Source organism: Ochrobactrum soli, from assembly GCF_003664555.1.
Lineage (GTDB): Bacteria > Pseudomonadota > Alphaproteobacteria > Rhizobiales > Rhizobiaceae > Brucella > Brucella teleogrylli.
In genome coordinates this window covers 219074-241308 of sequence record NZ_RCHH01000002.1, presented here as the reverse complement: position 1 = coordinate 241308, position 22235 = coordinate 219074, and the positions used below count along the sequence as shown (strand labels likewise).

Below are 22235 nucleotides of genomic sequence, written 5' to 3'. Positions count from 1 at the left end.
TCGCTCCGGCGGCTTTTTTCATTATCTGTAAAACAGATTATGCGCGGAAGTAATCCTGCAGCGGACGCACTTCCAGCGAACCGGCCTTCAGCGCCGCGATGGCTTCGGCCGCTGATTCTGCGCCTGCCATCGTGGTGTAGTAAGGCAGCTTCTGCATCAGCGTTGCGCGGCGGATAGACTTGGAGTCGGACACGGCGCTGGCGCTGTCGGTGGTGTTGAAGACCAGATGGATCTGACGGTTGCGGATCGCATCTTCCACATGTGGACGGCCTTCGATGACCTTGTTGACCTTGATCGCCTCGACGCCATTGTCAGCGAGGAAACGCTGCGTGCCGCCGGTTGCCATCACGCGGAAGCCGAGGCTTGCGAGCTTGCGCACAGGTGCCAGAACGCGTTCCTTGTCTTCGTCGCGCACCGACACGAACACCGTGCCTTCACGCGGCAGTTCCACGCCGGCACCAAGCTGCGCCTTGGCGAAAGCCAGTGCGTAGTCGTAGTCGAGGCCCATGACCTCGCCGGTTGAGCGCATTTCCGGTCCGAGCAGCGTATCGACGCCCGGGAAACGAGCGAACGGGAACACGGCTTCCTTGACCGCGATATGCGGGCGCGATGGGGCCTGCGGCTTGCCGCCATAAGCGCCGAGCGCTGCTTCAAGGCTTTCGCCAGCCATGATGCGGGCCGCGACCTTGGCAATCGGGGTGCCGATGGTTTTGGCAACGAACGGCACCGTACGCGAAGCGCGCGGATTCACTTCGAGGATGAAGATTTCGCCATCCTTGATCGCGAACTGAACGTTCATCAGGCCGCCGACATTGAGCGCCTTGGCCAATGCTTCGGTCTGACGTTCGAGTTCGGCGACGGTTTCAGCCGAGAGCGAGTGAACCGGCAGCGAGCAGGCGCTGTCGCCGGAGTGAATACCGGCTTCTTCGATATGCTCCATGATGCCCGACACAAAGCTGTCCTTGCCATCGCAGAGGCAATCGACGTCCACTTCGATGGCCTGGGTGAGATAGGTATCGAACAGCAGCGGGTTCTTGCCGAGCAGGGTGTTGATCTGGCCGGTCTTGTCGTTCGGATATTTCGCCTTGATATCTTCCGGGACCAGTTCCGGCACGGTGTCGAGCAGATAGGCTTGCAGCGTGCGCTCGTCATGGATGATCTGCATGGCGCGGCCACCCAGAACATAGGACGGGCGAACGACCAGCGGGAAGCCGAGGTCAGCGGCGACGAGGCGAGCCTGTTCGACCGAATAGGCAATGCCGTTCTTCGGCTGGTTCAGGTCGAGCTTGACCAGCAGCTTCTGGAAGCGGTCGCGATCTTCCGCAAGGTCGATGGCGTCCGGCGAGGTGCCGAGGATCGGAATGCCGGCCTTTTCAAGCGCATTGGCGAGCTTGAGCGGGGTCTGGCCGCCGAATTGGACGATCACGCCGTGCAGCGTGCCCTTTTCCTGTTCAACGCGCAGGATTTCCAGCACGTCTTCCGCCGTCAGCGGTTCGAAATAGAGGCGGTCCGAGGTGTCGTAATCGGTCGAAACCGTTTCCGGGTTGCAGTTGATCATGATGGCTTCGTAATCGGCGTCGCCGAGCGCGAAGGCAGCATGGCAGCAGCAATAATCGAACTCGATGCCCTGACCGATACGGTTCGGCCCACCGCCGAGAATGACGACCTTCTTGCGATCCGAAACTTCAGCTTCCGAACGTGGCTGGCCGACGAAGGGCGTTTCATAGGTCGAGTACATATAGGCGGTCGGCGAAGCGAATTCGGCAGCGCAGGTATCGATGCGCTTATAGACCGGATGCACGTCGAGATCGGCGCGCAGCTTAGCCACGTCCGCAGCGTCCTTGTTGGTCAGGCTGGCAAGGCGCGCGTCGGAGAAGCCCATTGCCTTCAGCATGCGCAGGTTTTCAGCGTCCTGCGGCAGACCATGTTCGCGAATGCGCACTTCGGTCAACACGATGGCTTCGATCTGTTCGAGGAACCATGGGTCGATCTTGGAGGCGTCATGCACCTGCTCGACAGTCAGGCCGAGGCGCATGGCCTGCGCGACCATGCGCAGACGATCCGGCGTCGGCGTGCCGATGGCGGCGCGGATGGCGTTCTTCTCGTCGCCGTCCTCGATGCCGGGAATGGCGATTTCGTCAAGGCCGGTCAGGCCGGTTTCAAGACCGCGCAGCGCCTTCTGCAAGCTTTCCTGAAAAGTGCGGCCAATGGCCATCACTTCACCGACCGACTTCATGGCGGTGGTCAGGATCGGCGAGGAGCCGGGGAATTTTTCGAAAGCGAAACGCGGGATCTTGGTGACGACATAGTCGATCGACGGTTCGAACGAGGCTGGCGTCGCGCCGCCGGTGATGTCGTTGTCGAGTTCGTCCAGCGTGTAGCCGACAGCGAGCTTGGCCGCGACTTTGGCAATCGGGAAGCCGGTAGCCTTGGAAGCGAGCGCCGAAGAACGTGAGACGCGCGGGTTCATTTCAATGACGATCATGCGGCCATTGGCCGGGTTGATCGCGAACTGCACGTTGGAGCCGCCGGTTTCAACGCCGATCTCGCGCAGCACCGCAATCGAGGCGTTGCGCATGATCTGGTATTCTTTGTCGGTCAGCGTCAGCGCAGGCGCGACGGTGATCGAATCGCCGGTGTGTACACCCATCGGATCGAGGTTTTCGATCGAGCAGATGATGATGCAGTTGTCCGCCTTGTCGCGGACGACTTCCATTTCATATTCTTTCCAGCCCAGAACCGACTCTTCGATCAGAACTTCGGTGGTCGGCGATGCGTCCAGACCGCGTTCGATGATTTCGAAGAATTCCTGACGGTTATAGGCGATGCCGCCGCCGGTGCCGCCGAGCGTGAAGCTCGGGCGGATGATGGCCGGAAGGCCAACCACGTCGAGCGCCTGCGCCGCCTTGGCGAGCGCGTGGGTCATGTAGCGCTGCTTGCGTTCGACTTCGCCGAGCTGCCATTCGGTTTCCAGCTTGTCGAGGGCCTTGTCCAGCGCGTCGCCCGAATATTGCGACTTCACTTCAGCGCGCTTGGCTTCATGACGCTTGCGGTCTTCGTCCTTGATTTCGGTGGCGTTGGCGAGGCGGGATTCCGGCGTATCGAGGCCGATCTTGTCCATGGCTTCGCGGAACAGCGCGCGATCTTCGGCCTTGTCGATGGCCTCGGCATTGGCGCCGATCATCTCGACATTGTAGCGCTCCAGCACGCCCATGCGGCGCAGCGACAATGCGGTGTTCAGCGCGGTCTGGCCGCCCATGGTGGGCAGCAGCGCGTCCGGGCGTTCCTTGGCGATGATCTTGGCGACGACTTCCGGCGTGATCGGCTCGATATAGGTCGCGTCCGCCAGATCGGGATCGGTCATGATCGTGGCCGGGTTGGAGTTGACGAGGATGATGCGGTAGCCTTCCTCTTTCAACGCCTTGCAAGCCTGCGTGCCCGAATAGTCGAATTCGCAAGCCTGGCCGATGACAATGGGGCCCGCGCCGATAATCAGGATCGATTTGATATCTGTACGTTTCGGCATGGGCGCTCATCCTATCTTCTTCGCGCGCATGATCTTGTCCGAAAACCGGTTCCCATTTTCGGGATCATGCTCTTGTTTCACGCATATCTTGGTCTCGAAACCGGTTCCCACTTTCGAGAGACATGCTGCTTAGCCTGCCAGAAAAGCCCGCACGGTTTTCCGGCGGGTTGGCAGCTTATGAATTCTGTGGGCTAAGCGGGCCTTATAGGCAATGATGACCCAAAGCGGAACCCCACAAATACGCTTATTTCAAAGAAAATGCGGGCATTCACGAAAAATCTTGCCCGGCCGCTGTTTTCTTGCGCGGTGATGCACCAATGCGGTAACGCTCCAGCGCCGTTTTCTGGCTCGACCGGCTGACCGGAAGCAGCGTCCCGTCGCGTGTTTTGAGACTGAGCGCGCCGTTGACGCGCTGCAATTCCTCAACATGAATGTCAGCCACCCAATGCGAGCGGTGGATCTGCAAACCCGGCGTTTCGCCGATTTCCTTCACTGCGTCGGAAAAGCGGATGAGGATCAGTTCCTTGCCCCGGTTGGTGACGACTTGCGTGTAATGGTCGTCTGCCGACAGACGCAGCAACTGACCACGATTGCCCGGTTGCAGGCGATTGAGCAGGGCAGGGGCTTCGGGGCTGTTGTTTGAAACGGTTTCGATGTCTTTGCGAACTGTCATATAGGCAAGGACGCAGAAGAGCGCGCTGAGCGGCAGCGAGACCGCCATGCTTCCGACAACTGTTTTGAAGGTTGGGAGTCTGGTCAGAAAACCGTAATCGACGAGGCCGACCCATAGGCCGATGGGAACCGCGGCCAGAAGAGCACCCGTCATCATGCGCGCAAAAGTGCTGGCGACCCATGGCTTCAGCAGGGAATCCGCGAGAACGGCGAATAAAATGGCGATGGACCAGCCGCCAAACTGAATCAGCAGCCAATAGAAAAAGCGGATAGCGACGGGCATCGAACCCGTGCCAAGGGCCGCCGTTATCGTCAAGATCAGCACCACGACAAGAAACGTCATCCAGAGGCGGAGCGCGCGCGAAATGACCGTCATTTCACGAAGCGCGAATTGCATAAAGCCGCCAGCCACGAAGTTTTCCTGCATTCCACGTCATTCCAATTGAGCCGAGCGCAGTGTTGTCGAAGGAAGGTGGAAATTCAACCGGAGCTTCACCATGAATTTCGCCCCGCTTCTCCAAGCACCACTTGCTGTCCAGCTGCACGTCGCCACCGTCGTACCCGCAGCGTTGCTGGGCGCATTCATTCTCCTGCGCAAAAAGGGCACGCGACGGCACAAATATCTCGGGCGCATATGGATGGTGCTGATGGTCGTCACCGCAATGACAAGCTTTTTCATACACCAGATCAACCTGCTCTGGGGCTTCAGCCCGATACACATCCTGTCCGTGCTGGTCATCGCCGGATGCATCCGGTCGGTTATCGCCGCGCGTCAGGGCGATATAGTCATTCATCGCAGAATCACGCGACGGGTCTATTTTCTGGGTATAATCGGAGCGGGGCTCTTTGCCTTCATGCCGGGGCGCATCATGAATGCGGTCGTATTTACGGATATGAGCGCTTCCAGCCTCGCAGTCGGCGCGGCGACAGTGGTCGCATCCGCGCTGGGTTGCTGGCTTTTTAGGCAGAAGTTTAAAGCCGCGCGATAAGGCAATCCCGAACAGCAATTATTGCGTGCGAGTCTTCGTTTGTGATTTGCATGCCATTTACTTTTTATATTGCGGTGGCAACTCTTTATGCGACAATTATACGAGATAATATTTTGCGCCGCGGGGTTTACAGCGGCCGGTGTTGAGGGAGTGGGTGCATGCGCTGGCAAGGTCGTAGGCAAAGTGACAATGTGGAAGACCAGCGTAGCGGCGGTGGCGGCACAGGCGGTGGCCAGGGCGGCGGTTTTGGCGGTGGCGGGCCGGGCTTCAAGGTCGTGCGCGGCGGCGGGCTTTCCGGCATTCTCATTCTGGTCGTGATGTTCTTCGTGCTGCGCGCCTTCGGTATCGATCCGATACCGATTCTGTTCGGCGGCGGTGGCATGGACTCGTCCGTGCAGACGCAACAGCAGTCCAGTGGTCGCACGGCTGCCGAGGGCGGCGCCGTCGCCAATGACGAGATGACTCAGTTTGCCCGCACGGTGCTTGCCGAGACAGAAGATGTCTGGAGCGGTATTTTCCAGTCGCGCGGCCAGACCTATACCAAGCCGACCATGGTTCTCTTCACCGGGCAGGTTCGTTCGGCCTGTGGTTTCGCTTCGGCGGCATCCGGGCCGTTCTACTGCCCCGGCGACCGCAAGCTCTATATCGATCTGAGCTTCTATGACGAACTGGCGAACCGTTTCGGCGCGTCGGGCAATTTCGCGCAGGCCTATGTGCTGGCGCATGAAGTCGGGCACCATGTCCAGAACCTGCTCGGCATTCTGCCGAAGTTCAACCAGATGCGTCAGCAGATGAACGAAGTGCAGGCCAACCAGATGTCGGTTCGCGTCGAGCTTCAGGCTGATTGTTTCGCCGGAATCTGGGGCTATTACACCGAGCAGAAGGGCATTCTGGAAACGGGTGATCTTGAAGATGCGCTCAATGCGGCGCACCAGATCGGCGATGATACCTTGCAGCGCCGCAGTCAGGGCTATGTCGTGCCGGAAAGCTTCAACCACGGCACATCGGCCCAGCGCGCCAAGTGGTTCAAGCGCGGCTTTGATACAGGCAAGCTCGAATCCTGCGATACATTCAGCGGTGACGTCTAATCCGCCCGGAATATGCGGTAAAAGGCGGCTACGGCCGCCTTTTTCTTTGCAGCTTAAGCGGTGTTTGGCAGCAATTTCGCCGAGTTTCATCAAGCAGGCTTGTCGTAGAATAATTTTCCCTATAAAGGGTCTGCATCGGCGCGGCCCTTTTCCAAATCATGCGTGACGCTCAGTTTTGAGCGGCGATGACGCGCGATCCTTTCCAACAATCAAAACATGATGCTGTCTGCGGCACATCCGCATGAGCATATTTCAGGTGTTCCAATGCTTGACCCCAAATTCGTAAAGCGGGGCCTTTGGCTGGTCTTCATGACGCTGTTTCTCGATATTATCGGGATCGCGATCATCATGCCGGTTCTGCCAGCCTATCTCGAAGAACTGACCGGCGCGGATGTCAGCACCGCTGCAGTCGATGGCGGTTGGCTGCTTCTGGTCTATGCGGCGATGCAGTTTCTGTTCGCGCCGCTGATCGGAAATCTCAGCGACCGTTTCGGACGGCGGCCCGTTCTGCTGGCCTCCATTCTGACATTTGCAATCGACAATCTCATCTGCGCGCTGGCAACCTCATTCTGGATGCTGTTCGTCGGACGTGTGCTGGCGGGCATCAGCGGCGCAAGCTTTGCGACCGCATCCGCCTATATTGCGGATGTCAGCGATGACAGCAATCGCGCGCGCAATTTCGGCCTGATCGGCATTGCCTTCGGCGTGGGCTTTGCGCTCGGCCCGGTTCTGGGCGGCCTGCTTGGCGAATTCGGTCCGCGCGTTCCGTTCTACGGGGCGGCGCTCTTGTCCTTCATCAATTTCGTGCTGGCTTACTTCCTGTTGCCGGAAACGCTGTCCTTGCAAAACAGGCGCAGTTTCCAGATCGGACGCGCCAACCCACTCGGTGCGCTGAAGCAGTTGCGCAGCTATCCCGGCATCGGCTGGGTGATGGCGGTCTTCTTCCTGTACTGGCTGGCCCATGCGGTTTATCCGTCGGTCTGGGCCTTTGTCGGCGCGTACCGCTATAATTGGAACGAGGCACAGATCGGCCTGTCGCTTGGCATGTTCGGTATCGGTACAGCGTTCGTTATGGCAGTCGTGCTGCCGCGCGCTCTGCCTATTCTGGGCGAACGGCGCACGGCGATCATCGGCGTGCTGTTTGCCGGTCTCGGTCTGACGGGCTATGCAATCGCCTGGGAGGGCTGGATGGTCTATGCGGTCATCTTCCTGACCGCTCTGGAAGGCTTCGCCGATCCACCGCTGCGCAGTATCGCTGCGGGCAAGGTGCCGCCTTCCGCGCAAGGTGAGTTGCAGGGTGCGCTGACCAGCGTTTCGAGCATCACGACGATTATCGGGCCGCTGCTCTTCACGCAGTTGTTCAGCCATTTTACCGGCGCGAATGCCCCGTTCGACTTCGCCGGTATGCCCTATGCGGTTGCAGCTGGGTTGATCTTCATTGCGCTGGTCGTGGTGGTGGCGCGGGTGCATCCGAAGCCAAAGTCGAAGCCTGTGGACGCTTAAACGCCCACATTGGAGCATGAAAAAAGCCGGGGTGTTTGCCCCGGCTTTTTATTTTTCGCACAATAAGTTAACCGCAAAACCTCAGTTTTGGATTCACGCAGCCTGTTCGCGTTCCGGCAGAAGAGCTTCGCCCTTCTTTTCGCGGATCAAATTGATGAACCGGCGGAACAGGTAGTGTGAATCCTGCGGGCCGGGCGATGCTTCCGGGTGATGCTGCACGGAGAAGACCGGCTTGCCGATGACGCGCAGGCCGCAATTGGTGCCGTCGAACAGCGAGACATGGGTTTCTTCGACATCTTCCGGCAGCGATTCGGAATCGACTGCAAAGCCGTGGTTCATCGAGACGATTTCCACCTTGCCGGTCGTGTAGTCCTTCACCGGATGGTTGGCGCCGTGATGGCCCTGATGCATCTTCTCGGTGCGACCGCCAAGCGCCAGCGCCAGCATCTGGTGACCGAGGCAGATGCCGAAAACCGGTAGGCCACTGTCAACCAGTTTGCGGATGGTCGGCACGGCATATTCGCCGGTGGCTGCCGGATCGCCGGGGCCGTTCGACAGGAACACGCCATCGGGATTATAAGCCAGCACGTCGTCGGCGGTTGCCGTTGCGGGCAGAACCGTGACCTTGGCGCCGAGGCCCGAGAGCAGACGTAGAATGTTGCGCTTCACGCCGAAATCGAGCGCGACCACATGATATTGCGGGTTGTTCAGCTCGCCGAAGCTCTCGCCCTTGATCCAGGGCGTTTCGTTCCAGACCTGGCTCTGGCCGATGGTGACATCCTTGGCGAGATCAAGATTCTCCAGACCGCTCCAGCCAGCCGCGCGGGCTTTCAGGGCGTCAATGTCGAACTTGCCGTTCGGGTCATGCGCGATGACGGCATTCTGCGCGCCTCGTTCGCGGATCAGCGCGGTGAGGGCGCGGGTGTCGATGCCTGCCAGCGCGATGACGCCGCGCGCCTTCAGCCAAGCATCGAGATCTTCGCTCGAGCGATAATTGGATGGTGCGGTGATATCGGCCTTGAAGATCGCGCCGACGGCGCCGTGGCGGTTGGCTGGCGTCAGGTCTTCGATGTCTTCGACATTGGTGCCGACATTGCCGATATGCGGGAAGGTGAAGGTCACGATCTGTCCGGCATAGGACGGATCGGTCAGGATTTCTTCGTAACCGGTGAGCGCCGTGTTGAAGACAACTTCCGCTTCGATTGCGCCGGTCGCGCCGAGGCCCTTGCCTTCGATCACGGTGCCGTCGGCAAGAACCAGAACGGCGGTTCGCTTTTCGGTTGTCCAGGGTGCGGTTTTCGGGGTCGTTTCGGTCATGTTTGCACTCCTGTTTAAATTGCAGCACCTAAATCCGTGCCACGTTTAATGTTTTAGCTTCCGCACACGCTCGCGTTCCAACCCGCCAGCTCCACCCCTGTTACCGGGCGAATGGCTTGAAAGATGGGGCGTCAATGGTCATATACGCGCCAACGGGCGACGGGATCATATATGCGCCAAAAAGCAGCGGGGATTTCAAACCTCCCACTGCCAGCATGTACCGATGTCCTGCTAAGCCTTGATCAATAAAGAAACTTGGTTGCCGGGTCAATCGTCCGAGCGCACCCAATCGGGAAATAATCGCGATAATGATCGCATTATTGTTCTACGGGCGGGTAGTTCGGACAGCTCGTAGCAGCACGCGATTGCTTTATGGATCACGTTGCGGGTAAGAAGAGACAAACACCGTCAGGAGACATTCGATGCTTCGCCAGGAGATTTCCCAGGCCCTCACAACCGCGCTCAAGGCGCATGAAAAGCGCCGCACATCGACGCTGCGCCTCATCCTGGCCGCCGTGAAGGACCGCGATATCGCCAACCGTTCCGCCGGCAAGGACCCGGTCGGCGATGAGGAATTGCTGGGCATTCTCGGCAAGATGGTCAAGCAGCGCGAAGAATCGGCGCGCATCTATGAAGAAGGCAGCCGCATTGAGCTGGCGGAAGCCGAGCGCGAGGAAATCGTCATTATCTCCGAGTTTCTGCCGCAGCAGATGACTGAGGAAGAAGTGAAGAAGGCTTGCGAGGACGTCATCGCCGAAATCGGCGCGCAGGGGCTGCGCGACATGGGCAAGTGCATGGCGATCCTCAAGGAACGCTATGCAGGCCAGATGGACTTCACCAAAGCAAGCGCGCTGATGAAATCGCTGCTGCAATAAGCAGCGCTTGTGACCGAAAAGCCCCTCGCCAATGGCGAGGGTTTTTTCATTTCATGGCAAATTAGCCCTGCTTGGCGGTCTTGAGCCGCGTTTCGCTCAGGAGGCCCTGTTCTTCCAGCACGGGATAGGCCATCGAGGCCAGCAGCGAATTGATCTGCTTCAGGTCGCGGATGGTATCGAGATGGATTGTGCTGGTCTCGATGCTGCGGGTTGAGCCTTCGCGCAGACGCGAGAAGTGGCGCAGGCTGGTCTGCTTTTCCAGTTCGCGCAGCCGATCCTTTTCCTGAACGAGCTGGCGCGCCGTGCGCCCGTCACGTGAGACGACCACGTTGAACGCCAGATGCGCATTGGCCAGAACCATGGCGTGGAAGTGGCTGAGTTCTTCCCAGCCTTCCTCGGTGAATTCCAGCTTGTGGTCCATCTTCTTTTGCACCTGCGCCAGCATGTTGCGCACGATGATGTCGCCCACCTGTTCGAGCTTCACGCAGGCGCCGAGCAGTTCCTGCATCCGAAGCGCCTCAAACTCGTTGAGATCATGCGAGGCAAGCCGCGTCAGATAAAGCTTGATCGCGGCATGTTTCTTGTCCACGCGATCGTCGAGGGCGGCGAGTTCGTTGATGCGGGCCTGATCCGGCTTTTCGTAGAGATCGATGATGCGGCGCAGCATCACCTCGACGGTATCGCAGACGCCGACGACTTCGCGGGTGGCGTTGGCCAGCGCCTGCGATGGGCGGTCGAGTACGCTTGTGTCGAGGGCGCTATATTCTTCCATTTCCAGCGGCTGCGCCGGTGCGGTCTTATCCGCATTGAGGCGAACGAGCGCTTCTGTGGTGCGCAGAACCAGCCCGGAGAGCGGGATACCCGCCACCATGACAATCACGTTGAACAGGATATGCGCGTTGACCACCTGCGACACCGGATCAGCGCCAAGAAAGGCAATCGACGGCTTGAAAGTCTCGTAAAGCACCAGCATCACCAGCGAGCCTGCACCGCGCATCAGAAGATTACCGAGTGGCACCACGCGGGTTTCCGGCGGAGCATTGCGGGTGAGGATCGGCGCGATGATCGAGGAACCGAGATTGACGCCCAGCACCATGACCACGGCCAGTTCCGGATCGATGAGACCGCGCGATGCGAATGTGGTCAGCAGGATGACCGCCGCGACGCTGGAATGGAACAGCCAGGTCAGCAGTGCGGCCAGCAGATAGGTGGTGATCGGGTCGTTGGACAGATAATCGACAATGACCGGCAGAAGCGCGCTTTCGCGCAGCGGTTCGGTGGCCTGGCCGGTCATTTCCAGCGACATGATCAGAAGGCCGATGCCGACGAGAATGCGCCCGATCTGCCGCCAGTCGCGGCGCTCGGTGGTCATGAAGATGCCGGTGCCGATAACAAGGCAGAGCGGCACGAGGATTGTCAGGTCGTAGCTCAGGATCTTGACGACGAGCGCCGAGCCGAGTTCGCCGCCGCGCACTGCCATCAGTCCGGCCACGCCGCTGACGAAGCCCGACCCCACGAAGGAGCCGACGAGCAGCGTCACCGCCGTCGAGCTTTGCAGCGCGACAGCCAGCGCAAGGCCAAAAGCGACCGACAGGATCGGGTTGTGCATCTGGTTGCGCAGGCGTCTGCGCAGGCGGTCGCCATAAGCGCGCTCTACCCCGGTTCGCACCATGCGGGTGGCCCACAAAAGAAGGGCGACAGCGCCGGCAAGATGCAAAAGGACCAAAGAACCGTTCACGGCGAAATCCCTTCGGTTGGCGGTTGACGTTGAAAGCTAGAATTATCTCATAAAACGAAGAAATTATGTTCCGGCTAATTAAATATCCAAGAGATATGGGCTTATTCGCGCATAAAATCAACCGGCTTACGCTGAATGTAAAAGTTATATGACAGTTTTGTGACAGTTGCATGACCGTGAGCAGGCTCGTCGAAAAGGTTGTCAAACAGTCTGGGCAGAAGACTGTGATTAGCGGGGAGGGTTATGCGCGCGCGATGGACTGTCAGAGCCTGCGCGCCTATATACTCTATGGAAGACACGCCCGCTGTCGGGCCGAGCTGAAAGTGAAATCTGTAATGCGTTTCCCACCCTCCTTTCTCGATGAGATCAGAGATCGTGTGCCGATCTCGACGCTGATCGGAGCACGGGTTTCGTTCGACCGCAAAAAGAGCAATCCGCCGAAGGGCGATTTCTGGGCCTGTTGTCCGTTCCATGGCGAAAACACGCCGAGCTTCCACTGCGAAGACCGCAAGGGACGTTACCACTGTTTCGGTTGCGGCGTGACTGGCGATCACTTCAAGTTTCTGACCGAACTGGAAGGCTTGAGTTTTCCAGAAGCCGTGGAGCGCGTGGCCGATATGGCGGGGGTGCCCATGCCTGCGCGCGATCCTGAAATGGAAAAGCGTGAGGCTGAGCGCGCAACGCTTTATGACGTCATGGAACTGGCGGCGCAGTTTTTCGAGGCGCAGCTACAGAGTACTGCCGGTGCCAAGGCGCGCGCCTATCTGCGCGACCGTGGCCTTTCCAGCGCGACGCAGCAGGCGTTCCGCATGGGCTATGCGCCGGAATCGCGCAATGCCCTGAAAGAGTTTCTGGCGGGCAAGGGCGTATCGCGCGAGCAGATCGAGGCTTGCGGCCTCGTGGTGCATGGCGAGGGCATTGCCGTTTCCTATGACCGCTTCCGCGACCGCGTGATGTTCCCCATCGAGGATTTGCGCGGACGCATCATCGCATTCGGCGGCCGCGCACTTTCTGCCGATGCGCCTGCCAAATATCTGAACTCGCCGGAAACCGAACTCTTCCACAAGGGGCGGGTGCTTTATAACGGTCTGCGCGCACGCAAGGCCTGCCAGCCACAAAATGGCGAACCGGCCAAGCCGATCATCGCCGTCGAAGGCTATATGGATGTGATCGCGCTGGCGCAGGCGGGTTTCCACCACGTCGTGGCGCCGCTCGGTACGGCGCTGACCGAAGAACAGCTCGAACTTCTCTGGCGCATCAGCCCGGAACCGGTGCTTTGCTTCGATGGTGACGGTGCGGGGCTTCGCGCTGCCTATCGCGCCGCCGATCTTGGTCTGCCGACCTTGCAGCCGGGCAAGTCGCTGCGCTTTGCGCTGTTGCCGGAAGGACAGGACCCGGACGATCTGGTCAAGGCGGAAGGTCCGGCGGCGTTTCAGGCCGTGCTGCGTGACGCCAAGCCGCTGGTCGACATGATCTGGACCCGCGAAACCGTGGGCGGCGTGTTCGACACGCCGGAAAAGCGCGCCGAACTGGAAGCGCGTTTGCGCGAGATCACCAGCCGCATCGCCAATGAGGATATTCGCCGCCATTACGGTCAGGATATGCGCGAACGCGCCCAGGCATTCTTCGGGCAGGGGCGGCAGCAGGGCGGCCAGCGCAATGGGTCGTTCAACCGCCGCAACGACAATGGGCGCGGACGTGGCGCCCCTGGCATGGGCGGCGGCGGGCGATTGACGATCTCCGACAGCCTTGTTCGTTCCACGCTGGTCAAAGGCGGGCGTCCCGGTGCGGGCACCCATGCGCCGCTGCGGGAAACGGCAATCGTACTCACGCTGATGAACCATCCGCGCCTGATCGAAGAAGATTTCGAAACGATTGCCGGGCTTGATCTGGCGCATGATGCGTTGAAGACGCTGCATCTGGCCATGCTCGACGTTCTGGCCTCCGACCATGTGGACGATGGTCTGGCCATGCGTCACGCGCTGGTCGGCGCCGGGCATCGCGATCTGATCGAAACGCTGGAACAGGCGGTGAAGGGCGCAAGGCTCTGGACCGCATCCGCGCTTGCGGCGGAAGACGATGCGCGGGAAGCTTTGCGGCAGGCGCTTCACTTGCATCAGCGCGCCCGCACACTACATAAGGAGCTGCGAGCCGTGGAGGCCGCACTGGAAACCGATGAGACGGGCGAACTTTATGCGCGCCTCATCGATATACAAAATCAGATTTTAAAGGCAGATGCGACCGAAGCCCTGATCGACGGTTTCGGTCTGTCGTCCGGACGCTCTCCCGGCGGTTTTTGATTCGGATTGCCCGAATCACTTTATGGGAAAGTACCGGGAATACGGGGTTGCGGACGGCCAATAGCGCTCTAATTAGAGCATTTCCAGCAAAAGTGCGTAGCGGTTTTGCGTAGGATAATGCGTAAAAACAAAAAGATAGAGCGGTTTCACGATTCCGTTTTAACCGGAACAGTTCTAGCCCGCGGATGGGCCGCGACAACAAATGATTCGCTTTTTGAGGGCGAATCAGGTGAGTCGCTCTTGACGAATGGCGTAAATGACGGAATCACGACAGTTCGAACAAGGATAGAACGGATACCGATGATGTTCCGATACCTCTGCTCCGTGGGAAGCGGGATGCGGAACAAGGGCAAAAAACCGTTGCGATGACGTGATGTCACCGGCTCTGCCCACAGAAAATCGATCACGATGGAGCCTGATACCGAGGGCAGGGTTAATCCGCCATTAACGGCAAATCAGCTACTCGCAGAATCAACCGGCGGCTTGCAGGCTCGCAAAACCGTTCGGACACTCTATATATCTTAAAAGCGACCGGGGTCGCCTGGAGAAGAACATATGGCAACGAAGGTTAAGGAAAACGAAGAAGCCGAAGTCGAGCGCGAAGGTGCTGCCGACGGTCCGCTTCTCGACCTTTCTGACGATGCTGTCAAGAAGATGATCAAGGTCGCGAAGAAGCGTGGCTATGTGACCATGGACGAACTGAACGCCGTTCTTCCTTCCGAGGAAGTGACGTCGGAGCAGATCGAAGATACCATGGCCATGCTTTCCGACATGGGCATCAACGTCGTTGAAGACGACGAGCAAGACAACGATCGCGAAGAAAACAACAACGACGACGACGCGGAAGAAGGCGGCGATCTGGTCGAGGCTGGCGGTACTGCCGTTGCCACCACGACGACCAAGAAAGAGCCGACGGACCGCACCGACGACCCCGTGCGCATGTATTTGCGCGAAATGGGTTCGGTGGAGCTTCTGTCGCGCGAAGGCGAAATCGCCATCGCAAAGCGCATCGAAGCCGGTCGCGAAACGATGATTGCCGGGCTGTGCGAAAGCCCGCTGACTTTCCAGGCCATCATCATCTGGCGCGATCAGTTGAATGAATCCAACATTCTCCTGCGCGAAATCATCGATCTCGAAACCACCTATGCCGGTCCGGAAGCCAAGCAGGCGCCGGTGATCGAGCGTGTGGAAGAAGAACGTCCGCGCGACGACAAGCCCGCGCGCCGTTCGCGTGACGACGACGACATCACCAATGTCGGCGGCGACATGCCAGCGGAAGAGGAAGAAGAGGACGAAGACGAAGCCAACCTGTCGCTGGCGGCCATGGAAGCCGAACTGCGCCCACAGGTCATGGAAACGCTCGACCTCATCGCCGATACCTACAAGAAGCTGCGCAAGCTGCAGGACCAGCAGGTTGAAGGCCGTCTGGCCGCGACCGGCGAACTCTCCTCCAGCCAGGAGCGCCGCTACAAGGAACTGAAAGACGAGCTGATCACCGCCGTGAAGTCGCTCTCTCTCAATCAGAATCGTATCGAACAGCTCGTCGAACAGCTCTACGATATCAATAAGCGTCTGGTTCAGAACGAAGGCAAGCTTCTGCGTCTGGCTGAATCCTTCGGCGTGCGTCGCGATGAGTTCTTGAAGGAATATCAGGGCCACGAACTCGACCCGAACTGGGTTGAGCGCGTCGGTCTGCTATCGGCTCGCGGCTGGAAGGATTTTGCCGCCAAGGAAGTGGGTACGATTGCCCGTCTGCGCAGCGAAATTCAGAACCTCGCCACTGAAACCGCGATTTCGATCGGCGAATTCCGCCGCATCGTCAATCAGGTACAGAAGGGCGAACGCGAAGCCAGCATCGCCAAGAAGGAAATGGTCGAGGCCAATCTGCGTCTCGTGATTTCCATTGCCAAGAAGTACACGAACCGTGGCCTTCAGTTCCTCGATCTCATTCAGGAAGGCAATATCGGCCTGATGAAAGCGGTCGACAAGTTCGAATACCGTCGCGGTTACAAGTTCTCGACCTATGCGACCTGGTGGATTCGTCAGGCAATCACCCGTTCGATTGCCGATCAGGCGCGCACCATCCGTATTCCGGTGCACATGATCGAAACGATCAACAAGATCGTCCGCACGTCGCGCCAGATGCTGCACGAAATCGGTCGTGAGCCGACGCCGGAAGAACTGGCCGAAAAGCTTGCCATGCCGCTCGAAAAAGTGCGCAAGGTGCTGAAGATCGCCAAGGAGCCGATCTCTCTCGAAACGCCAGTCGGCGACGAGGAAGATTCACATCTGGGTGATTTCATCGAGGACAAGAACGCACTGCTGCCGATCGACGCCGCCATTCAGGCGAACCTGCGCGATACGACGACCCGTGTTCTCGCTTCGCTGACGCCGCGTGAAGAACGCGTTCTGCGTATGCGGTTCGGTATCGGTATGAACACCGACCACACGCTCGAAGAAGTCGGCCAGCAGTTCTCGGTTACCCGTGAACGTATCCGTCAGATCGAAGCGAAGGCGCTACGCAAGCTCAAGCATCCGAGCCGTTCGCGCAAGCTGCGTTCGTTCCTCGATTCTTAAAACCGGAGGAAACCATGTCGTTCCTGAAGCGTCTGTTCGGCGGCGGTGGTGAAGCCGCTGAGAAATCAGCGGAGCCGAAAGAGGCCGGTCGTACCGAGCACAAGGATTTTCTGATCGTCGCCACGCCTTACAGCGAAGGCGGTCAGTATCAGGTGTGCGGTGTGATTTCCAAAACGATCAATGGTGAATTGAAGGAATATCGCTTCGTTCGCGCTGACCGTTGCCCCGGCATCGAGGATGCCGCCAGCATTGCGCTGAACAAGGGTCGCCAGATCGTTGACGAGCAGGGCGAGCATATCTTCCGCTGATCGTCTCGATTGCAAATGAAAGCGCCGCGCATGGGTCCATGCGCGGCGCTTTTTATTGAGTTTGCCCCGATGATCGGATCAATCTGGATGGCACACAAAGGCAACCATTTTGCGCACAATCGGCAGAAGCATCAGCAGAACCGGGAAAGCCACGATCCACGAAACCACCCATGAACTCATCCAGTTGGATGCGAGATCGGGATGGGTGAGGCCGAGGCTTTTCGCGGTTGCGATCAGCGAGACCACCAGTGTCATCAGCATCGAAAGAATGAGCGGCATGACGAAAGACGCATAATGCGCTGGCAGTTTCCTGCGACGCGGCGTGTCAGAATTTGGCATGATAGTACCTGGAATTCAGAGCGGAAAACGGAACACAACGTCAGTGCATCGGCGGCCGTTTCCGGTCGGTTGATGCGTTGCCTGACGTTAGACGCTTACGATCATGGGAATGATGCTTCTGACTTAGCCCAGGCAGGCCGGGCTTTCAATAGTCAATTAGCCGTACGCATCAGCTCCAGTCAGGGCGGCGATTTGTCCACGCTATTCCCGACATATTTCCGATATAGGCTCAGACATGACCGACAAACCATTCTGGAAAACCAAAAAGCTCAATCAGCTGACCCGCAGCGAGTGGGAAAGCCTGTGCGACGGTTGTGGCCAGTGCTGCCTGCATAAATTGCAGGACGACGACACCAACGAGATTTACTGGACGAGCGTGGCCTGCACTTTGCTCAATGCTGAAACCTGCCAGTGCCGCGATTATCCAAACCGCAGGGCCACCGTGCCGGATTGCGTATTCCTGACGCCGGAAATCGTCGATGAAGTGGACTGGTTGCCGGTGACCTGCGCTTATCGTCTCGTTGCGGAAGGCTCCGACCTTTACTGGTGGCATCCGCTGGTTTCCGGCTCGCGGGACACTGTGCATGAGGCGGGCGTTTCGGTGCGCGGCAAGGTAACCGCCTTCGATCATGACATGGAAGATGACGAGGATTATCTCGATCATATGGTCATGCCCGATTGAATGCGCATTCTTTATAACATTGCTTAAATTTAATAGAGAGCAGGCAGCACTTTTCAGTTCTCTTAATTCTTTGAATTTGAATGGGTTTTACCAGTGGTTTCCTGCCTTATCCGTCTCGCTCGTCTTAACTGAATGTCAGATGAACGGAGGCTTTTCGTTTCGTTCATCTTCCTCGTTCTAATTATCGGGTGTCTCAGGCGGAGGGCCTGACACTCAATTGGAAGAGGTTCAAAATGTCCGCTATTTCGCTCAAGTCGTTTGCCGTTACCGCTGCACTTGGTCTTGCCGCCGTCTTTTCGGCTGGCGCATCGGCGAATGCCGCGCCTGCAATGACAACACCGGCTGTCAGCACTGCCGCCCATGGCGCAGTTATCAATGTCGATTATCGCGGTCGTCCACATCATGGACGTCCGGCCTATCGCGGCCCTGCCTGCTCTGTTGAATCCGCCAAGATGAAGGCGCATCGCATGGGCATTCGCAATGCGCGCGTCGCTTATCGCGGCAAATCCGTGCAGGTGCGCGGCTTCCGCCATGGCCGTCCGAGCGGCGTTGTATTCGCCAATGCGCGCGGCTGTCCGATCATCCGCTAATGTGATGTAAAGATAAAAGAAAAGGGGCGCCTGGCGCCCCTTTTTTGTTGGCCGAAACTGTCGTTATTGCTTGATCTCGTAGACGACATTGACCGAAACATTGAAGCTGTTTTCGCCAGCTGCGACCGGAACGGCATCTTCCGGAGCGGCGGCAGCCATGGTCTTGAACTGGCCGCGGGCGATTGGCATCGGCATGGGCGGACGGCCCTGTTCGGTGATTTCGATGACACGGCCGAGACCGACGCCTGCGGCATCGGCAAGCGTCTTAGCCTTGGCGGCAGCGTCGGCCACGGCGCGCTTGCGCGCTTCGTTGATGGTTGCAGCCGGATTGTCGTTGACGAAGCTCAGATCTCCGCCCTGATTGACGCCGAGTGTAATGGACTGGTCGAGTACTTCGCCGACCTTGGCAAGATCACGGACGCGCACGGTGAGGCTGTTGGTGACCGCATAGCTTGTGATGCTCGGTTCCTTGAGGCCGTTCTTGTCGTCAGGGAAAACATAGCGCGGCTGGATATTGATGCCGCCGGTCTGGAGGTCGCGCCCTTCGATGCCGGCTTTTTTCATGGCGTCGAGAACTTTGGCCATGGCTTCGTTATTGGCGGTCATCGCCTCGCGGGCCGTCTGGGCTTCGCGCAGAACGGTGAGATTGAGAATCGCCATGTCAGGTGCGGCTGTCGTGGTGCCTTCACCGGTCACGGCAATGCGCGCAGGCTGTCTCGACATCTGGTTCTCCTGGGCTGCGGCGGGCAGGGCGAGAGCGCCTGCGAGCATGATTGCCGAAAAAGAGGCTGCTATGAGCGTGGTAGCGCGGTTTTTCATGAAATCTCCTGTAGAGAATGTTGAGGCAGCTTATTGAAAGCAATCCGGGTTATCGGTTCGCTTTATCGTTGAAATCGTTTGTTTCTTAAGTTCCCTCTCATGCGCGTCGCCATGATATAAGAATGGAAATGCCCCTTTAATGCAACCGGGGGCTTCAAATCCTGACCATCGTGGCTTGCTGACGCCATCCATCGCAATCGAATATGTGCGCATTAGGGCGACTGGCAGATTTGACAGTTGTATCTTCCGTTTCTTTAGGGTACGTGCAGTGTTGCGTGGGGCCTGTAGCTCAATTGGTTAGAGCCGGCGGCTCATAACCGCTTGGTTGGGGGTTCGAGTCCCTCCGGGCCCACCATTTCCTTTAAAAGCAAAGACTTGCAGATCGGCTTTCGTGTTTCGAAAGCCGCGCGCCGACCACGTTCGTGCTGCTTCGCCCGTCATTTCCCGATCATATCCATTGTTCTGTCTGCCGGGCTGATATCGCGCTGCTGTGCCCTGTTTGAATTGCGGATTCTTATTCTCAAATTTTCAACAAATTTTTAGGTCTTTGTTAAGGAAATAGTAACGCAATGTTATAATTTTTTAACATGCGTGATTTTGCAATATTATGGAGGTTTTCGGCGATGAGGAAAAATGCAACCACCGTTGCGTTAGCACTGGCAGGGTTGGTGGCGAGTTCTCTCGTGGCTACGGCAAAGACGAATTATATCGGAGAATTTAAGGACTGGGGCGTTTATCAGAACACTGATCTGCCCGGTAACAAATGCTATGCTTTGACGGTTCCGGTTAAATTTCATCCCGTAGATGTCAGGCACGGCGATAATTTCATCATTATTTCCAAGTCGAGCGGACAGTACAGCCCGCAGCTTGTCATGGGCTATGATCTCAAGGCAGACAAAGCCGTGAATGTCATGGTGGATGGCACAGCATTTCCTTTCTTCAGTGAAGGCAATCGCGCCTGGGCGGAAAATGTCGCCGATGAAACGCGGATTATAAAGGCAATGCGTGCAGGCAAGGCGGTCAATGTGCAGGCGGTTTCAGCGCGTGGCACGCAGACGCGCTACACATTCTCGCTGATCGGCCTTTCGGCATCGCTTCAGCGCGTCGATGGCTGCTGACCGGAGCCTCAGTAAAGAAAGACCCCGCCATTGGGCGGGGCCTTGGAGTTCCATCAAAGTCCGAGGAACTTGAACGGTTCGGTTTCCTTGAACTGATCGTTGGCCATGCCGGAGAAGGTGTTGGTCTGGTCGGGCCCGAGATCGAGCTTCTTCACTTTGCCGGTTTCGGGCGAAAAATCGACCTTGTTGAGGTCGATCCAGAATGTATTCGGTGTCAGTGCGGATTCGAAGAAATAGAGCTTCCGCTTGTGGTCGGCCACGGTGCGCCAGCGGGTCGATGAAATATTCGGCTGATCGGGCGTGCTGATGCCGAACGGCACCGAGACATTTCGAATCACGCTGAACACGCTGGCGATGGTTTTCACCGGATCTTCCGTTTTCGGAATGGCATTCACGTAGAAAGAAGCCCGGGCGAAGCGGTCGGCGGCGCGGTTGGTGCCCGGCAGCATCACGGTGCCGCCGATATCCTTCCAATAGGCGTTGAGCGCCAACTGCTGGTCAAAGGTCGGTGAATTGGTCATCACCGGATATTGCTTGCCGTGGTGGATGACCTGCTTGCCGTCGATATATTCGATGATGGCGCTGTCGCCGCTGGAATCCGACATGGCCAGATGCAGCGTGGCGAGGCGATCTTCCCCCGGCACCTTGTCGGTCACGACATTGAACGGATTGTCGCTCAGCGCTTTTACCGCTTCATCGACAGTTGCGAAATTGTCGAGGACATATTGCGTCCAGGCAGCGATGCTGAGGCTTGGATGCTTTTCATCGAAGGGCGGATATTCCGATTCCACCAGCCACAGCACGCTTGCCGAAAGCCCCGCTTCATTGAGGCCGTCCGTGGTTGAAATGTCATAGCCGGAGGCGATGACGCTGCCATATTTGGATTGCCACTGCACGGAATTTGGCCCGGCTTCGCCGGAGCGTTTCATACCGCGTGGAAAAATCCAGAGATTGGTCGCCACGTCGACCTTCCAGTCCATGGAACGGGCCGTGATGATCTGGTCATTGGCACCGTGATAGACGAGGCGCGTGCATGCCTCGGCGACAGGAGCAGCAATCATGCTGCCCGCCACAAGCAATGCGGTGCATGTGGCAGCAAAAGAACGTTTCAATGTCGGCATGGAATGGCCCCTGATGTTCGTTTCAATGCGGGATCGGAACGGATCGGCGTAGAACGCCCCGAAACCGATATAGGGCGGGGGCTGGCGAAGAAAAGCGCGTTAAAAACGTTGTTATGCCTTTTTGTTTAGTGATGATCGCCCGTGTCGCCGGGCTTGCGATTGACACCCTGAAGGATGACTTCGAGAAGCCACGGTTTCTTTTCAATGACTGCGGAAAGATCGTCGGCGCGAATGCTCAAGCCGGCTTCCTTGAGCATCGTATCAGCTGCTGCGCCCGAACCGTTTGTCTTGTCCAGAGCCAGACGGTGCGCGCGGCGCAGCAGCATTTCCGCCGGTGTAAAGCCGCCATCCGCGAGGCTTTTTTCTATCCGGCGTTGGAGCTCTTCAGGAACCACCATTGTGCAATTGCCCTCATCGATCTTTGATATTGTTTGCAGCTGCCCCGCTTCAGGGAGATTCCGCCCGAGATTTTATAGATAGGCCTGTTGAAGAATTTGAGAATATGAAAAGTAAAATCGCGGGATCGCTCGCGTCCGGCGTCTTTCCGCCACATGAACAAAATTTTGCCGTTGTTTCCCTTGTTTGGCGATTTGACGCCTCTTACATAAGGCAATAGCCCATCCGGGGAACAACGTCGTGATTTTGACCGGCGTCGGGAAGGGCTCTGTCTTTA

18 protein-coding genes and 1 tRNA gene are annotated in these 22235 nt (G+C 58.0%); 11 read left to right on the top strand and 8 right to left on the bottom strand.

The genetic code is table 11. From position 1 onward, the window contains the following. Nucleotides 1-37: 37 nt before the first annotated feature. Both carB and D8666_RS04545 read right to left on the bottom strand, forming a co-directional pair. Nucleotides 38-3526, bottom strand: coding sequence for a carbamoyl-phosphate synthase large subunit (gene carB, locus D8666_RS04550; RefSeq protein WP_121536460.1), 3489 nt, complete (start codon nucleotides 3524-3526; stop codon nucleotides 38-40). Between the two features lie 268 nt (nucleotides 3527-3794). Continuing rightward, nucleotides 3795-4625, bottom strand: coding sequence for a LytTR family DNA-binding domain-containing protein (locus D8666_RS04545; protein WP_121536458.1), 831 nt, complete (start codon nucleotides 4623-4625; stop codon nucleotides 3795-3797). Nucleotides 4626-4695: 70 nt separating this feature from the next. Between D8666_RS04545 and D8666_RS04540 the strand changes: the two genes are divergently transcribed. The 3 genes from D8666_RS04540 to D8666_RS04530 all read left to right on the top strand — a co-directional run bounded on the left by D8666_RS04540 (nucleotide 4696) and on the right by D8666_RS04530 (nucleotide 7778). After that, nucleotides 4696-5187, top strand: coding sequence for a DUF2306 domain-containing protein (locus D8666_RS04540; RefSeq protein WP_121536456.1), 492 nt, complete (start codon nucleotides 4696-4698; stop codon nucleotides 5185-5187). Between the two features lie 158 nt (nucleotides 5188-5345). Continuing rightward, complete coding sequence (gene ypfJ / locus D8666_RS04535; protein WP_121536454.1) at nucleotides 5346-6275, top strand: KPN_02809 family neutral zinc metallopeptidase; 930 nt, start codon at nucleotides 5346-5348, stop codon at nucleotides 6273-6275. A gap of 264 nt (nucleotides 6276-6539) precedes the next feature. After that, nucleotides 6540-7778: a TCR/Tet family MFS transporter gene (locus tag D8666_RS04530; protein ID WP_109370268.1), complete on the top strand. Its 1239-nt coding sequence runs from the start codon at nucleotides 6540-6542 to the stop codon at nucleotides 7776-7778. A gap of 93 nt (nucleotides 7779-7871) precedes the next feature. On the opposite strand, the gene carA is transcribed toward D8666_RS04530, so the two are convergent. Further along, nucleotides 7872-9095: a glutamine-hydrolyzing carbamoyl-phosphate synthase small subunit gene (gene carA / locus D8666_RS04525; RefSeq protein ID WP_121536452.1), complete on the bottom strand. Its 1224-nt coding sequence runs from the start codon at nucleotides 9093-9095 to the stop codon at nucleotides 7872-7874. Nucleotides 9096-9517: 422 nt separating this feature from the next. Here carA and D8666_RS04520 point away from each other — a divergent pair, with 422 nt between their 5' ends. Continuing rightward, a complete protein-coding gene (locus tag D8666_RS04520) occupies nucleotides 9518-9970 on the top strand; it encodes a GatB/YqeY domain-containing protein (RefSeq protein WP_121536450.1) in 453 nt (150 codons plus the stop codon). Nucleotides 9971-10031: 61 nt separating this feature from the next. On the opposite strand, the gene D8666_RS04515 is transcribed toward D8666_RS04520, so the two are convergent. Continuing rightward, nucleotides 10032-11708: a Na/Pi cotransporter family protein gene (locus tag D8666_RS04515; RefSeq protein ID WP_121536448.1), complete on the bottom strand. Its 1677-nt coding sequence runs from the start codon at nucleotides 11706-11708 to the stop codon at nucleotides 10032-10034. Between the two features lie 335 nt (nucleotides 11709-12043). On the opposite strand from D8666_RS04515, the gene dnaG reads away from it, so the two are divergent. The 3 genes from dnaG to D8666_RS04500 all read left to right on the top strand — a co-directional run bounded on the left by dnaG (nucleotide 12044) and on the right by D8666_RS04500 (nucleotide 16893). Further along, nucleotides 12044-14008 carry a DNA primase gene (dnaG, locus tag D8666_RS04510; protein ID WP_121536446.1) on the top strand — a complete coding sequence of 655 codons (1965 nt, stop codon included), beginning with the start codon at nucleotides 12044-12046 and terminating at the stop codon, nucleotides 14006-14008. Between the two features lie 555 nt (nucleotides 14009-14563). Beyond that, nucleotides 14564-16585, top strand: a complete 2022-nt coding sequence (gene rpoD, locus D8666_RS04505) for an RNA polymerase sigma factor RpoD (RefSeq protein WP_109369452.1) — start codon at nucleotides 14564-14566, stop codon at nucleotides 16583-16585. Nucleotides 16586-16599: 14 nt separating this feature from the next. After that, entirely contained in the window at nucleotides 16600-16893 is a 294-nt protein-coding gene (locus D8666_RS04500; protein WP_078338696.1) for an HlyU family transcriptional regulator, read from the top strand. Nucleotides 16894-16971: 78 nt separating this feature from the next. Here the strand turns inward: D8666_RS04500 and D8666_RS04495 are convergent, their stop codons facing one another. After that, nucleotides 16972-17232 (bottom strand): DUF2798 domain-containing protein, encoded by a 261-nt coding sequence (locus tag D8666_RS04495; RefSeq protein ID WP_109369451.1) that lies wholly within the window; start codon nucleotides 17230-17232, stop codon nucleotides 16972-16974. 235 nt (nucleotides 17233-17467) lie between these two features. Between D8666_RS04495 and D8666_RS04490 the strand changes: the two genes are divergently transcribed. Both D8666_RS04490 and D8666_RS04485 read left to right on the top strand, forming a co-directional pair. Next, nucleotides 17468-17914: a YcgN family cysteine cluster protein gene (locus tag D8666_RS04490; RefSeq protein WP_109369450.1), complete on the top strand. Its 447-nt coding sequence runs from the start codon at nucleotides 17468-17470 to the stop codon at nucleotides 17912-17914. Between the two features lie 233 nt (nucleotides 17915-18147). Next, nucleotides 18148-18504 carry an antifreeze protein gene (locus D8666_RS04485; protein WP_121536444.1) on the top strand — a complete coding sequence of 119 codons (357 nt, stop codon included), beginning with the start codon at nucleotides 18148-18150 and terminating at the stop codon, nucleotides 18502-18504. 63 nt (nucleotides 18505-18567) lie between these two features. On the opposite strand, the gene D8666_RS04480 is transcribed toward D8666_RS04485, so the two are convergent. Beyond that, nucleotides 18568-19323: an SIMPL domain-containing protein gene (locus D8666_RS04480; protein WP_121536442.1), complete on the bottom strand. Its 756-nt coding sequence runs from the start codon at nucleotides 19321-19323 to the stop codon at nucleotides 18568-18570. Between the two features lie 278 nt (nucleotides 19324-19601). Between D8666_RS04480 and D8666_RS04475 the strand changes: the two genes are divergently transcribed. Next, nucleotides 19602-19678 (top strand) — tRNA-Ile (locus D8666_RS04475). Between the two features lie 268 nt (nucleotides 19679-19946). Further along, on the top strand, nucleotides 19947-20441 hold the full coding sequence (locus D8666_RS04470; RefSeq protein WP_109369447.1) for an invasion associated locus B family protein: 495 nt from the start codon (nucleotides 19947-19949) through the stop codon (nucleotides 20439-20441). Between the two features lie 53 nt (nucleotides 20442-20494). Here the strand turns inward: D8666_RS04470 and D8666_RS04465 are convergent, their stop codons facing one another. Both D8666_RS04465 and D8666_RS04460 read right to left on the bottom strand, forming a co-directional pair. Then, nucleotides 20495-21562 (bottom strand): linear amide C-N hydrolase, encoded by a 1068-nt coding sequence (locus tag D8666_RS04465; protein WP_109369446.1) that lies wholly within the window; start codon nucleotides 21560-21562, stop codon nucleotides 20495-20497. A 125-nt stretch (nucleotides 21563-21687) separates the two neighbouring features. Beyond that, nucleotides 21688-21960: a hypothetical protein gene (locus D8666_RS04460; RefSeq protein ID WP_121536440.1), complete on the bottom strand. Its 273-nt coding sequence runs from the start codon at nucleotides 21958-21960 to the stop codon at nucleotides 21688-21690. Nucleotides 21961-22235 lie beyond the last annotated feature (275 nt).

Excerpts from the sequence above, each read along its gene's own strand:
- carB (WP_121536460.1), bottom strand. The coding sequence starts at position 3,526 with ATGCCGAAACGTACAGATATCAAATCGATCCTGATTATCGGCGCGGGC.
- D8666_RS04545 (WP_121536458.1), bottom strand. The coding sequence starts at position 4,625 with ATGCAGGAAAACTTCGTGGCTGGCGGCTTTATGCAATTCGCGCTTCGT.
- D8666_RS04540 (WP_121536456.1), top strand. The coding sequence starts at position 4,696 with ATGAATTTCGCCCCGCTTCTCCAAGCACCACTTGCTGTCCAGCTGCAC.
- ypfJ (WP_121536454.1), top strand. The coding sequence starts at position 5,346 with ATGCGCTGGCAAGGTCGTAGGCAAAGTGACAATGTGGAAGACCAGCGT.
- D8666_RS04530 (WP_109370268.1), top strand. The coding sequence starts at position 6,540 with ATGCTTGACCCCAAATTCGTAAAGCGGGGCCTTTGGCTGGTCTTCATG.
- carA (WP_121536452.1), bottom strand. The coding sequence starts at position 9,095 with ATGACCGAAACGACCCCGAAAACCGCACCCTGGACAACCGAAAAGCGA.
- D8666_RS04520 (WP_121536450.1), top strand. The coding sequence starts at position 9,518 with ATGCTTCGCCAGGAGATTTCCCAGGCCCTCACAACCGCGCTCAAGGCG.
- dnaG (WP_121536446.1), top strand. The coding sequence starts at position 12,044 with ATGCGTTTCCCACCCTCCTTTCTCGATGAGATCAGAGATCGTGTGCCG.
- rpoD (WP_109369452.1), top strand. The coding sequence starts at position 14,564 with ATGGCAACGAAGGTTAAGGAAAACGAAGAAGCCGAAGTCGAGCGCGAA.
- D8666_RS04500 (WP_078338696.1), top strand. The coding sequence starts at position 16,600 with ATGTCGTTCCTGAAGCGTCTGTTCGGCGGCGGTGGTGAAGCCGCTGAG.
- D8666_RS04495 (WP_109369451.1), bottom strand. The coding sequence starts at position 17,232 with ATGCCAAATTCTGACACGCCGCGTCGCAGGAAACTGCCAGCGCATTAT.
- D8666_RS04490 (WP_109369450.1), top strand. The coding sequence starts at position 17,468 with ATGACCGACAAACCATTCTGGAAAACCAAAAAGCTCAATCAGCTGACC.
- D8666_RS04485 (WP_121536444.1), top strand. The coding sequence starts at position 18,148 with ATGTCCGCTATTTCGCTCAAGTCGTTTGCCGTTACCGCTGCACTTGGT.
- D8666_RS04480 (WP_121536442.1), bottom strand. The coding sequence starts at position 19,323 with ATGAAAAACCGCGCTACCACGCTCATAGCAGCCTCTTTTTCGGCAATC.
- D8666_RS04470 (WP_109369447.1), top strand. The coding sequence starts at position 19,947 with ATGAGGAAAAATGCAACCACCGTTGCGTTAGCACTGGCAGGGTTGGTG.
- D8666_RS04465 (WP_109369446.1), bottom strand. The coding sequence starts at position 21,562 with ATGCCGACATTGAAACGTTCTTTTGCTGCCACATGCACCGCATTGCTT.
- D8666_RS04460 (WP_121536440.1), bottom strand. The coding sequence starts at position 21,960 with ATGGTGGTTCCTGAAGAGCTCCAACGCCGGATAGAAAAAAGCCTCGCG.